The following is a 14,428-nucleotide window of genomic DNA, read 5'->3' on the forward strand; positions in this document are numbered from 1 at the left end:
ATGGACAAGAGGATTTTCGGAATCGAAACCGAGTTCGGGATCTCCTATTCGAGCCCGGACTCCCGCCCGCTCGCCCCGGAGGAGGTGGCCCGCTACCTGTTCCGCAAGGTGGTCAGCTGGGGCCGTTCCTCGAATGTCTTCCTCACGAACGGCTCCCGGCTCTACCTCGACGTGGGCTCCCACCCCGAATACGCCACCGCTGAGTGCGACGATCTCGCCCAGCTGATCGCCCATGACCGGGCGGGGGAGCTGATCCTCGACGATCTGGTGGACGAAGCCCAGGGCAGACTGGCCGCCGAAGGTTTCAACGGTACGGTGTACCTGTTCAAGAACAACACCGACTCCGCCGGGAACTCCTACGGCAGCCACGAGAACTACCTCATCCCGCGGCGCGGCGAATTCTCCCGGCTGGCTGAAATCCTCATCCCCTTCCTGGTGACCCGCCAGCTCATCGCCGGGGCCGGGAAAGTCCTGAAGACCCCCCACGGGGCCACGTTCGCCTTCTCGCAGCGCGCGGACCACATCTGGGAAGGCGTTTCGTCCGCAACCACCCGCTCCCGGCCGATCATCAACACCCGGGACGAGCCGCACGCCGACGCCGAGTTCTTCCGCCGGCTCCACGTTATCGTGGGCGACTCCAACATGTCCGAAACCACGGCCTTGCTGAAGGTCGGCACTGTGGACCTGCTGCTCCGGATGATCGAAGCCGGGGTGATCATGCGGGACATGCGGATGGAGAACCCGATCCGCAGCATCCGGGAGATCTCCCATGACCTCACCGGCAAAGCCCTGATCCGGCTGGCCAACGGCCGGCAGCTGACCGCCCTGGAAATCCAGCGCGAATACCTGGCGAAGGTCACCGAATTCGTCGAAAGCAACGGCGCCCACAACGCCCACGTGCCGCTCATCCTCGATCTCTGGGAACGCACCCTTGATGCCATCGAAAGCGGCAACACCGGCGCCATCGACACCGAGGTGGACTGGGCCATCAAGAAGAAGCTCATGGACAGCTACATGGAGCGGCACGGACTGGGACTGGACTCGCCACGGATCGCCCAGCTGGACCTCACGTACCATGACATTTCCAGGCAGCGGGGCCTGTTCTACCTGCTCCAGTCCCGCGGCGCCGCGCGGCGCCTCCTGGCAGAAACGGACATCAAGGACGCCGTGGACATGCCCCCGCAGAGCACCCGTGCAAAGCTGCGGGGAGACTTCGTGCGGCGGGCACAGGAACTGGGCCGCGACTACACCGTGGACTGGGTGCACCTGAAGCTCAACGACCGAGCGCACCAGACGATCCTCTGCAAGGACCCGTTCCGCAGCGTCGACGAGCGGGTGGACGCACTGCTGGATTCGATGAGCTGACTCCCAGCTTTTGCCGTTACTCTGGAACTTGGCCATTTCCAGGTCAACTCATGCGTGCCCGGGCCCGGCCCCGGCATGTGTCCTTGAGCCCCGACGAAAGTTCAACTTGTGCGCCGACTCCTAGCAATACTGATCCCTGGCCTCCTGCTGCTCACCGCCTGCGGAGGGGGTGAGGCGGCGGCTCCGGAACCGAGCAGCCAGTCCGCCGGCGATGTGGCTAAGTTCGACACCCTGAAGATTTCCGACAACGGCGACCAGAAGGCCCCCGGCCTGGAGTTCCCCAAACCGCTGGAAGTCTCCGAGCCCACGGTGAAGGAAGTCACCGAAGGCAACGGCGACGTCATCCGCGCCGGCCAGGTCGTCGAGATGGCCTACGTGGCCGTGGATGGCAAGACCGGCAAGACCCTGGAAGACACCTACACCTCCGGTTCGCAGCCGATCGAACTCAACGACGACCTCAAGCAGGGCAGCGCCCTGATCTACAACGTCGTCGTCGGCGCGAAGGTCGGTTCCCAGATCGCCTTCGCCGCACCGGGCAAGGCCGCCAGCGAGGGCACCGCAGCAGGCTCCAGCCAGCTGGTCGTTTTCAAGCTGCTCTCCGCGAAGGACGCGCCGAAGGTCCTGGACAAGCCGGAAGGCGACGCTGTCACCCCGCCGGCCGGCCTGCCGACGGTCAAGGTCAACGACCAGGGCATCCCGGAAATCTCCGTGGCCGGCGTCAAAGCCCCCAAGGCCCTGATCTCCCAGGACCTCATCAAGGGCAAGGGTGCCGTGGTCAAAGCCAGCGACACGCTCACCGTCAACTACGTCGGCGTGACCCTCGCGGGCGGCAAGAAGTTCGACTCCAGCTACGAGGACAGCTTCGGCCACAAGGAGCCCGCCAGCTTCGCCCTGTCGGGCGTCATCAAGGGCTGGACCCAGGGCCTGGCCGGCAAGACCGTCGGCTCGCGCGTCCTCCTGGTCATCCCCAAGGAACTGGCCTACGGTGACGCCGGCCAGGGTGAGGCCAAGGGCGACCTCGTCTTCGTGGTCGACATCCTCGGCACCAAGTAGCCCACACCAAGCAAACCCGCATCACGCCAACAACACTGAGGAGCACCATGTCATTCGGACAGCGCGACTACGACCGCACCAAGCCTGAGATCGACTTCCCGGAAGGCGACGTCCCCACCGAACTGGTCATCACCGACATCGTGGTGGGCGACGGTGCCGAGGCCAAGCCCGGCGACACTGTGTCCACCCACTACGTCGGCGTAGCCTGGTCCACCGGCGAGGAATTCGACGCTTCCTGGAACCGCGGCGCCCCGCTCGACTTCCGCGTCGGCGTCGGCCAGGTCATCCAGGGCTGGGACCAGGGCCTGCTCGGCATGCGGGTCGGCGGCCGCCGCCGCCTGGAGATTCCCTCCGAACTCGCCTACGGCTCCCGCGGCGCCGGAGCCGCGATCAAGCCCAACGAGGCACTGATCTTCGTGGTGGACCTACTCGCAGTTCGCTAACACGCAACGCAAGCGAAGGCGCGTCACCTCCGGGCACCCCCGGAGGTGACGCGCCTTCCTCGTTAACACCGGGACTTTAGTAACGTTGCATCCGTGTCCGCTTCACGTACCGAACGCCTGCTCAACCTGCTTCTCGCGCTCCTGAACACGAAGTACGGCCTTTCGCGCGCCGTCCTGCGGGAGAAGGTCTATCACGACGACGGCGGCAGCGACGCCGCGTTCGGGCGGATGTTCGAGCGGGACAAGACGGAGCTGCGCAGCTTCGGTTTCGAGATCGAGACGATCACGGAGCCCGGCCTCACCGCAGAGGACCCTGCCACCACCCGCTACCGGATCGGCAAGGAGTCGAACAGGCTGCCCGATGTCCATCTGACGCCCGCCGAGGGAACTGTCCTGGTGCTTGCGGCAACACTGTGGGAGCGCGCCGCCCTGGGTGGTGCCGCGGCCAGCGCCTTGCGCAAACTGCAGGCGTCCGGGGACCTTGGCGAGGTGCAGCTTCCGGCAGGCGTCCAGCCCCGGATCAAGCCCGCGGGCCAAGCCTTCGAAGCTCTCGTGACTGCCCTGAACGCACGCCAGCCTGTCAGCTTCGGGTACCGGGCGGCGAGCACCGGACAAGAGGAACGACGGCTGGTGGAACCGTGGGGGCTCGGCAGCCGCTTCGGCCAGTGGTACCTGGTCGGCTTCGACAGGGTGCGCGGCGCGAAACGCTTCTTCCGGCTGTCCCGGATGACGAGCGCGGTACAGCCGGAGACGAAGGACAGCTACGAGCTGCCTGCCGGTTTCGACGCGAGGAAGGAACTGGACGGTCTCGCCGAACTGCCGCTGCAGGACGCCGTCCTGGAAGTCGCACCGGACCGGCTCCTTGGCCTGCGCAGGCGATCGGCAGGACTGCCGGGCCGCCCGCCCGCTGACGACGGCCGCGAACTGCTCACGGTGCCGTTCCGCGACAGCGAGCTTTTCGCCGAGGAGCTCGCCTCTTATGGACCCCACGTCAAGGTCCGGGAGCCCGCGGAGCTGCGTGCCGCCGTCGTGCGCCGCCTGGAAGCCGCGGAAGCGGCACTCTCCCGGCCGGCGCCCCCGGCCGGGTTCCCTGAGCCCGCCGCGCCCGGGCGGACGCGCAAACGGACGTCCGAGGACCAGCTGAGCCGGATGCTGGAACTCGTCCCCTTCCTGGTACACAACCAGGGCCTCCCCATACAGGATGTGGCCGACCGTTTCGGGATCAGCCGCAAGGAGCTCATCGCCGACCTCCAGATCCTCATCTGCTCCGGTTTGCCCGAGGGCTATCCCGACGACCTTTTCGACATCGACTGGGAAGACGAACACGTTTACATCCACGAACACTTGGAGCTGAACCGGCCGGTGCGTTTCAGCCCGGAGGAGGCATCCGCCCTGCTGACCGGCCTGGCCACGCTCGGTAACCTGCCGGCGCAGGCCGGCCTGTCCGGCGATGAGCAGGCCAGTGCCCTGGAATCCGTCACCGTCAAGCTCGCCGGTGCCGCGGGTGAAGCCGGACGGACGGCGGCCTCCCTCGCGGCCCCTCCGGTGCAGCCGGCAGAGGCAGGCTTCTTCGAAACGGTCACTGCGGCCATCAAGGACGGCAGGCAGCTCGCGCTGCGGTACTTCTCGCCGCAGCGCGACACGGTGTCCGAGCGCGATGTGGACCCGCTGCGGCTGTATTCGCAGGACGACACCTGGTATTTCGAGGCGTACTGCCACAGCAAGTCCGCGGTGCGGAATTTCCGGCTCGACCGTGTCGAGGAGCTTGCACCGAACGGCCGGCCGGTTTCCACCCCGGCAAGCGCCGATACCTCCGTGCCGCTGAAGCTTTACACGCCCAGTGATGACGACGTGGTGGTGCTCCTGCAGCTGAGCGGCCAGGGCGCCCACCTGGCGGACGACTACTACGCCGAACGCACCGCCGGGCTGCCCGACGGCGGCCTGCTCGCCGAAGTCCGTTTCGGAAGCGCCGATTGGCTGCCCATGTTCATCGCCCAGCACGGCGGCGCGGCACGCATCCTGGAACCGGCCGGGCTCGCCGAAGCTTCCGCGGCGTGGATCAGGGCCGCCCTGGAACAGTACGGCGCCTGAGGTCTGGCTAGACTCTTAAGATGCCTTGGTGGTCTTGGATCCTGCTCTGGGTGGCGCTGATTGCGGTCTCGCTGCTCTGTTACCTGCTCATTGGCATCCGCCTGTTCCGGAAAATCATGGCAACTTTGCGTGAACTTTCCGCGGCGGGAGCCAAGCTCGGACACCTTCCGGCGGGCCCGGATCCCGTGCAGGACGACGGCGGCGCCGGGCGTCCGGTGCCGGGTTCCGCGGTTTTTGCCTCGCCGGAACAGATGCGTCATGATTACTTCGCGGCCAAGGCCTCCCGCCAGGAGTTGCGTCGGCAGAGGCGTGTTAAGCGCAAAGCGGAACGGGGCCAACCCCAGTCTCTGCACGACATCGAATTCAGTTAGACGTAGGATGTATTCCAACGAAAGGACTTCCCCACATGAGGCTTGAAGGCTGGCATATTGTCATCATCGTCGTCCTGGCCCTGGTGCTCTTTGCAGCGCCCAAGCTGCCGTCCATGGCGCGCAGCATCGGCCAGTCGATGCGTATTTTCAAATCCGAGGTCCGCGAAATGAAGAAGGACGGAAGCTCCTCCGAGCCGGCCAGCGGAGAACCCCCGGTGGAAGGCAAAGTGGTCGGCCACCCGGAACAGAACGGCAAGAACGGCGGGGACACCGACCTCCCGCCGAGCAACCGCGTTTGACCAGTGGTGCAGGTGAAGGGTCGAAAGGCCAATCCTGAAGGGCGCATGGCCCTGCTTGACCACCTCAAGGAACTGAAGAACCGGCTTTTCAAGTCTGCCCTTGCGGTGATCGCCGGCACGGTGGTCGGCTTCATCGTGTACCAGCCACTCCTGGCTGCGCTCATCAAGCCGATCAAGGACCTGAACAACTCCGGAGGCCGGCTCGCGGCGCTGAACTTCGACGGCGTCGCGAGTTCCTTTGACCTGATGGTCCAGGTGTCGATCTTCCTGGGCGTCATCATCGCCAGTCCCGTCTGGATCTACCAGCTCTGGGCGTTCATCGTCCCGGGGCTGCACAAGAAGGAACGCCGGCTGGCGCTGTCCTTCGTGGCCGCTGCGGTTCCCTTGTTCGTTGCGGGTGTGCTGCTGGCCTGGTTTGTCCTTCCCAACGCCGTGCGCGTGCTGACGGAGTTCACGCCGGAAGGCGGCTCCAACTTCATCAGTGCGGACATCTACCTCGCCTTCGTGATCAGGCTGTTGCTGGCCTTCGGCATCGCTTTCCTGATTCCGGTGGTGCTGGTGGGATTGAACCTGGCCGGCATCATCAAGGGCCAGCAACTCGTGAAGAGCTGGCGGATCACCATCTTCCTGGTGTGCCTGTTCGCGGCCATGGCCGCTCCCGGCGCCGACGCCATGAGCATGTTCTACCTGGCGGTCCCCATGCTGCTGCTCTTCTTCGCCGCGATCGGGCTCTGCCTGCTGAACGACAAGCGGCGTGCCCGCCGGCAGGCGAAGGTTGCCGAAGAGACAGAGGCCACGGCGGACGTCGCAACCTCCTCGGCCGATCTGGACAAGCTGTAGGGTCCAAGCCCCGTCTTTCAAGGGACTACGCTTGAACCATGTCCAACCACCCTGAGGCCGCGTCTCCCTCAGAGCGATACAAGGCGGCTGCGCTGCGGTCGTCAGATGCCAAGAGCTACCTCGGCGCGTTCAGCCGCACATTCGACTTTGACCTCGATGATTTCCAGCGTGAAGCCTGCCGGTCGCTCCAGGAGGGCAGGGGAGTCCTTGTGGCTGCGCCAACAGGAGCGGGCAAGACCATCGTGGGCGAGTTCGCCATCTACCTGGCCTTGGAACGCGGGCTGAAGGCCTTCTACACCACGCCCATCAAGGCGCTGAGCAACCAGAAATTCTCGGAGCTGACCGCCAAGTACGGCGCGGCCAACGTCGGCCTGCTCACGGGAGACACCACCATCAACGGGGATGCGCCGGTGGTCGTGATGACCACCGAGGTTCTCCGGAACATGCTCTATGCGGACTCGGACACCTTGGTGGACCTCGGTTACGTGGTCATGGACGAGGTGCACTACTTGGCGGACCGTTTCCGCGGGGCAGTCTGGGAAGAAGTCATCATCCACCTGCCCAGCGAGGTCCAGCTGGCCTCCCTGAGCGCCACGGTCTCCAATGCCGAAGAGTTCGGCGCCTGGCTGGACACCGTCCGCGGCGACACCGACGTGATCGTCTCCGAACACCGGCCGGTGCCCTTGTGGCAGCACGTCATGGTGGGCCGGGAGATCGTGGACCTCTTCGCCGGTGACACCACTTTCGACGAAATCGCCGCGTCTCCGGACGGTCCTGCAGCGGAACCTGGCGAAAGGCGGGGCGCCGAACCCACGGCCGGTTTCGAGGTGAACCCCGAACTGCTCTCCATGGCCCGCGCCGAGAGCCAAATGAACTTCCGTGGCCGCTTCGGACACGGCGGACGCAGCCCGCGCCGCCAGGGCCGCCAGATGGATGGCCGGCAGCGCGAGGATCGGAGCAGCGACGAACAGCGCAGCGCCGTCCGCAAGGCCAGTCGCCCCCAAGTGATCGCCAGCCTCGACCGGCAGGACCTGCTGCCCGCGATCACGTTCATCTTCTCGCGTGCCGGGTGCGACGCCGCCGTGGCCCAGTGCGCTGCCGCGGGCCTGTGGCTCACCACGGAGCGGGAACAGCAGATCATTGCATCACGCGTGGACGAGGCCAGCCGGGACATCCCGCCCGAGGACCTCGACGTCCTCGGCTTCTGGGGCTGGCGTGACGGCCTGCTCCGCGGATTGGCCGCCCACCACGCGGGGCTGCTTCCCACCTTCAAGGAGGTGGTGGAGACGCTCTTCGCGGACGGTCTGGTGAAGGCCGTCTTCGCCACGGAAACGCTGGCCCTCGGCGTCAACATGCCCGCCCGCTGCGTGGTCCTGGAAAAGCTCGACAAGTTCAACGGCGAAGCCCACGTCAACATCACAGCAGGGGAGTACACCCAGCTGACCGGCCGCGCCGGACGGCGGGGGATCGACGTCGAGGGCCACGCGGTGGTGCTCTGGCAGCCGGGAACTGATCCCGCCGCCGTCGCCGGCCTCGCGTCCCGCCGGACCTACCCACTGAACTCAAGCTTCCGGCCGACCTACAACATGAGCATCAACCTGATTGCCCAGTTCGGCCGTGCCCGGGCCAGGGAGATCCTCGAGTCTTCCTTCGCGCAGTTCCAGGCGGACCGTTCGGTAGTGGGGCTGGCCCGGCAGGTGCGGGCACGGGAGGAATCGCTAGCCGGCTATGCCACGGCCATGACCTGCCACCTGGGGGACTTCACCGAGTACGCCACCCTGCGGCGCGAGCTGGGCGATGCCGAGAAGGCCGCCTCCCGCAGCAACGCGCGGGCACGCAAGTCATTGACGCAGGACTCCCTCACCCGCTTAATGCCCGGGGACGTCCTGAAGGTGACCGGCGGCAGGATCCCGGGCTACGCCGTCGTGCTCAGCGCTGACAGCCAGGCACGCGAGCCGAGGCCGTCCATCCTGACCGAAGACGGCCAGCTCCGCCGGATCAGCAGCTACGACGTCGACGGGCCGGTGAGCGCGGAATCGTGGGTCAAGATTCCGAAGTCCTTCAACGCCAAGGTGCCCAAGTCACGGCGCGACCTCGCCGCCGCACTGCGTGACGCCGTCCGGGACGGCAGGCCCCCGGCGCGGTCCGCACGCAACGAAGACTTCGGCCGGAACCGCAACGTGGCCGAGCAGGAGCGCAAAATCGCCGGACTGCGGAAAGCCCTGCGGGCACATCCCTGTCACGGCTGCAGCGAGCGGGAGGACCACGCCCGTTGGTCCGAACGGTGGTGGAAGCTCCGCCAGGAGACGGACGGCCTGGTCCGGCAGATCCAGGGCCGCACCAACACGATCGCCAAGACCTTCGACCGGGTCTGCGACCTGCTTTCGGCCTATGGCTACCTCGAGGCCAAAGGCGGGGGACACCTGGCAATCAGCACGGACGGCCAGCGACTGCGCCGGATCTACGGTGAAAAGGACCTGCTCATCTCGCAGGCGATCCGGCATGGCGCGATTTCCGATCTGGACGCGGCGGAACTGGCCGCCTTCGCGAGCACCCTTGTCTACCAGGCCAAGCGCGAAGACCGCGGACTCAGGCCCCGGATGCCGTCCGTTTCGCTTGAGGAGTCGGTGGACATCGTGGTCCGGGAATGGTCGCGCCTGGAAGACCTCGAAGAGGAGAACAAGCTTCCGCTCACCGGAGAACCGGAGCTCGGCCTGGTTTGGCCCATGTTCAAGTGGGCTAAGGGCCGCCACCTCCAGGACGTGCTGAACGGCACGGACCTGGCCGCCGGCGACTTTGTCCGCTGGGCGAAGCAGGTGGTCGATTTGCTCGACCAGCTGGCCAAGATCCCGGGGCTGGAACCCCGCCTCGCGCGGATCTGCCGGGAGGCCATAGACCTTGTCCGCCGCGGCGTCGTGGCGTACTCGAACGTCGCGTGAGCGCGGCCCCCGCCTCAGCTAGGAGACACCCATGAACAACTCCGGCATGTCCGGCGCCCGGCCCGACGGCAAGGTGACGATGTACCGCAACGGCTCCGTCTACTCGGCGGCGGATCCTTTCGCCAGTGCCATGGTGGTGGATGACGGCACGGTCGCGTGGATCGGCTCCGAGCAGGCGGCGACCTCGATCGCGGACTCTTCGATGGAGATCATCGACCTCCGCGGCGCGTTGCTGACGCCGGGCTTCGTTGATTCGCACGTCCACCTCACCGAGACCGGAATCGCTGCCGCCGGCCTGCGGCTCGACGTCGTGCGCTCCGCCGCAGGACTTCTCGACGCCGTAGCCAAGGCGGCAGGGGCGCTGGATTCCGGTGCACCGCTGCTGGGCCACGGCTGGGATGAATCCCGCTGGGACGTGCCGGGGCTTCCGACCGCCGCCGAGCTCGGACGCGCGGCCGGAGGACGCAAGGTCTACCTCTCCCGCGTCGACGTACACTCGGCCCTCGTGTCGGATGGACTCGCTGCATCTGCCGGCCTCTCCGGCAAGGACGGATGGGACGGCACGGCATACGTGCTGCGCGACGCCCACACCGCCGCTCGCCGCGCCGCCAGGCGCCTCCCGGAAGCCATCCGCAGGGATTACCAGGAGGCGGCGCTTCGAGAAGCGGCTGCCAACGGCTATGTTGCGCTGGCGGAGATGGCGGCGCCGCACATCTGCGACGCCGACGACCTGCGCAGTTCCGTCGCCTGGAACGGCTCAGGAACGGCCCTTCCCGAGGTCCTGCCGTACTGGGGCCAGCTGGCCGGCTCGGAGGACGAAGCGCGCGCAATCCTTGATGACCTGGGCGTTCCGGTGCTGGGACTGGCCGGGGACCTGAACATCGACGGTTCCATCGGTTCCAGGACCGCTGCGCTCCGTGAGCCCTATGCCGATTCGCCGGACCACCGAGGCAACCTCTACCTGTCCGTTGACGAGGCCGCACGCCACCTTGCGGCGTGCTCCCTGATGGGCCTGCAGGCCGGGTTCCATGTGATCGGCGACGCCGGCCTGGACGCCGCGCTCGAAGCCCTGGACATTGCTGCGGCTGAGGTGGGGGAGCAGCGGATCCGGGCGGGCGGGCACCGCTTCGAGCATGTGGAATTGGCCGATGCCTCCGCCATCGCCAGGCTTGCCCGCCACTCCGTCACCGTCAGCGCGCAGCCGGCTTTCGACGCCGCCTGGGGCGGGGACGGAGCCATGTACGAGCAGCGCCTCGGCAGCCGAAGCAAGGACATGAATCCTTTTGCCTCCTACTATTCGGCCGGTGTACCCGTGGCATTCGGCAGCGACAGCCCGGTGACCCCGTTGCGGCCGTGGGCCAGTGTCAGGGCGTGCCTGGAGCACAGCAACCCTGCAGAGCGGGTTTCGGCCCGGGCCGCGTTCCTCGGCCATACCCGCGCCGGCTGGCGCGCCAGCAAGCAGCGCAACCCGTTGCTGGGACAACTCGTCCCCGGGGCGCCGGCGAGCTTCGCCGTGTGGGAAGTCGACGAACTCATGGTCCAGGTCGCTGACAGCCGGATCCAGTCCTGGAGCACCGACCCCCGGGCCCGGACGCCGCTCCTTCCGGCCCTGGACACCGGCAGCGACCCCGTCTGCCTCCAGACGGTGCGCGAGGGGCGCGAGCTCTTCGCGGCGGAATCTTTGCGTGCCTGAAGTTACCGGAATATTCGCTGGCGAATGAGGGCCTGAACTGGGAAGACGTACGAATTCCCAGTTCAGGCGGTGCTTGACAGAATTTGTGTAGTCCGTAGCATTTATCGTCAACAGGGGGTCACGGTGACGGTGCGGGCTCCTTGGCTGCATCCAGATCCGGTGACCGCCCTCCTTGGGCATACGGACCGCGGCCGCAGCACTCATTAACGGGCAGGTCCACCGACGCGGAAAACAGTCCAGACGGCGCTTCATCAGCCCGGAAGGCACTGGTCCTGCAGGTGTGGACCTGCCCGCTGTCATTTGCCCTCTTGCGCCCGCCCTATAATGGAGAGTTGCGCCAGAACCCCAGCCATGCGGCTGCCCGGCACATCGACCGCTCCATTCAAGGAAAGGCCTCTTCTTGCGTGTCCTGACGATCATTCCCACATACAACGAGCTGGAATCGCTGCCCAAGACCCTCGGGCGCCTCCGGGCGGCCGTACCCGGGTCCGACGTCCTCGTCGTCGACGACAACAGCCCGGACGGTACGGGACAACTCGCCGACAGCATCGCAGCCGAAGACAAGCAGGTCCACGTCCTGCACCGCAAGGGCAAGGAAGGGCTGGGCGCCGCCTACATCGCGGGCTTCAAGTGGGGCATGGCAGCCGGTTACGACGTCCTGGTCGAAATGGACGCGGACGGCTCGCACAAGCCCGAGCAGCTGCCCCTGCTGCTGACGGCGGTCGAGGAAGGCGCAGACCTCGCCATGGGTTCACGCTGGGTGCCGGGCGGCAGCGTTGTCAACTGGCCGCTCTACCGCCAGGCGATCTCCCGGATCGGCAGCACGTACGCCCGCATCATGCTCGGTGTCAAGATCAAGGACGTCACCGGAGGCTACCGGGCCTTCCGCCGCAGCACCCTCGAAGCCCTGAAGCTGGACGAGGTCGAATCGGTCGGCTACGGCTTCCAGGTGGACCTCGCGTGGCGCGTGGCCAAGCTCGGACTGAAGATCGTCGAATGCCCCATCACCTTCGTGGAGCGCGAACTCGGCGCATCCAAGATGAGCGGCAACATTGTGGTCGAAGCCATGATCAACGTGACCAAATGGGGCCTTTCCTCCCGGTGGGCCAAGCTCACCGGCAAGAAGGACGCTGCCGCCAGCCGCGCCTAGCGTCCCGCGCAGAGAACAAAGGCAGGGCCCGCACCGTGTGGTGCGGGCCCTGCCTTTTTGCTGCTTGCGTGCGCGTTATGCGGAGCGTCGCTCGCCGCGGCGTTCGCGCAGGATGTTCAGGCGGTCCTCGAGGATCTGCTCGAGCTCCGGGATGGAGCGGCGTTCCAGCAGCATGTCCCAGTGCGTGCGGACAGCCTTCTCGTTGCTGTCCACGGGGCGTTCGCCATCCACCAGGAGAGCTTCCTTGCCGGTCTTGGAAACCCAGACGGGAGGGATTTCGGCCTCGGACGAGAACGTCACGAAGACCTGCTCGCCATCTGCACAGCGGTATTCAACCCGCTGGCGCGGTGCCGGCTCCACCCCGGATTCGGTTTCCATGCTCTGCGCGCCAAGGCGCATGCCGCGGAGGCTGCGATCGCTCATGTTTACTCCCTCTATCTGTTCGCGGAATTGCGTCCGCGCTAGCCGTCCGGCATTTCGACTCCGGCCGGGCTACTGTCTGCACACCGTGCACCACTAAATGCAACGCTTGACCAAGCTCAAATGTTCCACGCGGATTGAACCGCTCGGACAAATACACCATTATACGCTGAACGGGCAGCGGAAAGGGCCGGTCACCGCGTGACCGGCCCTTTCCCGAACTTTCCCTACAGTGGCGGGTCCTGTGGCCGCGGAGCCGCAGCCGGGGCCGCAGGGCTTTCGGCGTTCTTTCCAAACAGGCCTGCGACTCCCTCGGAATCGGACCCGCCCAGCGCGCCGCCAATGCCCTTCAGCGCCTCGCCGACCTCGCTCGGAATGATCCACAGCTTGTTGGACGTGCCTTCGGCGAGCTTCGGAAGCGTCTGAAGGTACTGGTACGCCAGCAGCTTCTGGTCCGGGTTACCCCTGTGGATCGCGTCAAACACCTTCTGGATCGCCTGTGCTTCGCCGTCCGCGCGGAGGATTGCAGCCTTCGCATCACCTTCTGCCTTCAGGATGGCGGACTGACGCTCACCTTCGGCCGTGAGGATCTGCGACTGCTTGGTGCCCTCGGCCGTGAGGATCGCGGCACGGCGGTCACGTTCGGCGCGCATCTGCTTTTCCATCGAGTCCTGGATGCTGTGCGGCGGATCGATCGCCTTGAGCTCCACGCGCGATACCCGAATGCCCCAGCGCCCCGTGGCTTCGTCCAGCACACCCCGCAGCTGGCCGTTGATCTGGTCGCGCGAGGTAAGCGCCTCTTCGAGGTTCAGGCCGCCGACGACGTTGCGCAGGGTGGTGGTGGTCAGCTGCTCCACCGCCTGGATGTAGTTGGCGATCTCGTACGTGGCCGCGCGCGGGTCCGTGACTTGGAAATAGACCACGGTGTCGATGGAGACCACCAGGTTGTCCTCGGTGATGACCGGTTGCGGCGGGAACGAGACCACCTGTTCGCGCAGGTCCAGCAGCGGCAGCAGCCGGTCCACAAACGGGATCAGGATGGTCAGGCCCGGATTGAGCGTGCGCTGGTATTTGCCCAGGCGCTCCACGACGCCGGCCCGCGCCTGCGGGATGATCCTGATCGAGCGGACCAGCACAATGATCACAAAGACTATGAGGACTATCAGCACGATCGCGGCTGCAGTCCCACCCAAGCTATCCATACATCTCCTTCATTCCCCAAACTATGCTTTGATGCAGTTCATTTGATGCGGTCTTTGTACCGGGTGCCACCCGGTCATTCAGGGGTGCCGGGCGAAACAACGGCCGTCGCGCCGTCGATCCGGGTGACCCTGACACTTTCCCCCGCGGCAATGGTGCCGCCCGTGCTGCGGGCGCTCCACACGTCGCCGCCGATCTTCACCAGGCCGCCCGCGGTGCTGACCGATTCCATGACCACGGCCGACTGTCCGATGAGGCGGTCGACATTGCTCAACTGGTCCGCGGGACCCTTGCGCAGGTGTTTCATGGCCACGGGGCGGACGAAGACGATCATCAGCAGCGACACAATGCAGAAGACGACGATCTGGAGCCAGAACTCGGCGCCGACGACGTGTGCAACCAGGGCGGCCAGGGCTCCGCCGCCCAGCATGATGAAGAAGAGATCGAGGGTGAGCATCTCGATCACCGCGAATGCGAGGAATACCGTGAGCCAGAGCGCCCACCAGTTCTCGCCGAGCCATTCAAACATCGTTCCCCCTGTTCCGGACCCACCCTGCACCGCAG

At 66.1% G+C, this 14,428-nt stretch carries 13 protein-coding genes; 10 read left to right on the plus strand and 3 right to left on the minus strand.

Translation table 11 applies throughout. The features are described from left to right. From pafA to BLP88_RS16385, 10 genes are all read left to right on the plus strand, one after another. On the plus strand, positions 1-1,365 hold the full coding sequence (gene pafA, locus BLP88_RS16340; RefSeq protein ID WP_074590952.1) for a Pup--protein ligase: 1,365 nt from the start codon (positions 1-3) through the stop codon (positions 1,363-1,365). A 108-nt stretch (positions 1,366-1,473) separates the two neighbouring features. Beyond that, the gene (locus tag BLP88_RS16345; RefSeq protein ID WP_074590954.1) at positions 1,474-2,418 is read left to right on the plus strand and encodes an FKBP-type peptidyl-prolyl cis-trans isomerase; all 945 of its coding nucleotides are present in this window, start codon (positions 1,474-1,476) and stop codon (positions 2,416-2,418) included. A gap of 47 nt (positions 2,419-2,465) precedes the next feature. Continuing rightward, positions 2,466-2,861, plus strand: coding sequence for an FKBP-type peptidyl-prolyl cis-trans isomerase (locus tag BLP88_RS16350; RefSeq protein WP_074590956.1), 396 nt, complete (start codon positions 2,466-2,468; stop codon positions 2,859-2,861). A gap of 93 nt (positions 2,862-2,954) precedes the next feature. Continuing rightward, positions 2,955-4,952: a helix-turn-helix transcriptional regulator gene (locus tag BLP88_RS16355; protein WP_074590958.1), complete on the plus strand. Its 1,998-nt coding sequence runs from the start codon at positions 2,955-2,957 to the stop codon at positions 4,950-4,952. Positions 4,953-4,972: 20 nt separating this feature from the next. Beyond that, a complete protein-coding gene (locus BLP88_RS16360) occupies positions 4,973-5,323 on the plus strand; it encodes a hypothetical protein (protein WP_074590959.1) in 351 nt (116 codons plus the stop codon). A 35-nt stretch (positions 5,324-5,358) separates the two neighbouring features. After that, positions 5,359-5,622: a Sec-independent protein translocase subunit TatA gene (tatA, locus tag BLP88_RS16365; RefSeq protein ID WP_074590961.1), complete on the plus strand. Its 264-nt coding sequence runs from the start codon at positions 5,359-5,361 to the stop codon at positions 5,620-5,622. Between the two features lie 45 nt (positions 5,623-5,667). Further along, complete coding sequence (gene tatC, locus BLP88_RS16370; protein ID WP_074590963.1) at positions 5,668-6,462, plus strand: twin-arginine translocase subunit TatC; 795 nt, start codon at positions 5,668-5,670, stop codon at positions 6,460-6,462. A gap of 38 nt (positions 6,463-6,500) precedes the next feature. Beyond that, on the plus strand, positions 6,501-9,401 hold the full coding sequence (locus tag BLP88_RS16375; protein WP_074590965.1) for a DEAD/DEAH box helicase: 2,901 nt from the start codon (positions 6,501-6,503) through the stop codon (positions 9,399-9,401). A 31-nt stretch (positions 9,402-9,432) separates the two neighbouring features. Continuing rightward, positions 9,433-11,094, plus strand: coding sequence for an amidohydrolase (locus BLP88_RS16380; protein WP_074590966.1), 1,662 nt, complete (start codon positions 9,433-9,435; stop codon positions 11,092-11,094). A gap of 400 nt (positions 11,095-11,494) precedes the next feature. Continuing rightward, on the plus strand, positions 11,495-12,244 hold the full coding sequence (locus tag BLP88_RS16385; protein WP_074590968.1) for a polyprenol monophosphomannose synthase: 750 nt from the start codon (positions 11,495-11,497) through the stop codon (positions 12,242-12,244). Positions 12,245-12,319: 75 nt separating this feature from the next. Here BLP88_RS16385 and BLP88_RS16390 read toward each other — a convergent pair whose 3' ends face one another. From BLP88_RS16390 to BLP88_RS16400, 3 genes are all read right to left on the minus strand, one after another. Beyond that, positions 12,320-12,667, minus strand: coding sequence for an RNA polymerase-binding protein RbpA (locus tag BLP88_RS16390; RefSeq protein WP_074590970.1), 348 nt, complete (start codon positions 12,665-12,667; stop codon positions 12,320-12,322). A gap of 224 nt (positions 12,668-12,891) precedes the next feature. Continuing rightward, positions 12,892-13,866 carry an SPFH domain-containing protein gene (locus BLP88_RS16395; RefSeq protein WP_074590972.1) on the minus strand — a complete coding sequence of 325 codons (975 nt, stop codon included), beginning with the start codon at positions 13,864-13,866 and terminating at the stop codon, positions 12,892-12,894. A 74-nt stretch (positions 13,867-13,940) separates the two neighbouring features. Then, positions 13,941-14,393 carry an NfeD family protein gene (locus tag BLP88_RS16400; protein WP_074590974.1) on the minus strand — a complete coding sequence of 151 codons (453 nt, stop codon included), beginning with the start codon at positions 14,391-14,393 and terminating at the stop codon, positions 13,941-13,943. Positions 14,394-14,428 lie beyond the last annotated feature (35 nt).

Source organism: Arthrobacter cupressi (assembly GCF_900099975.1).
Classification (GTDB): domain Bacteria; phylum Actinomycetota; class Actinomycetes; order Actinomycetales; family Micrococcaceae; genus Arthrobacter; species Arthrobacter cupressi.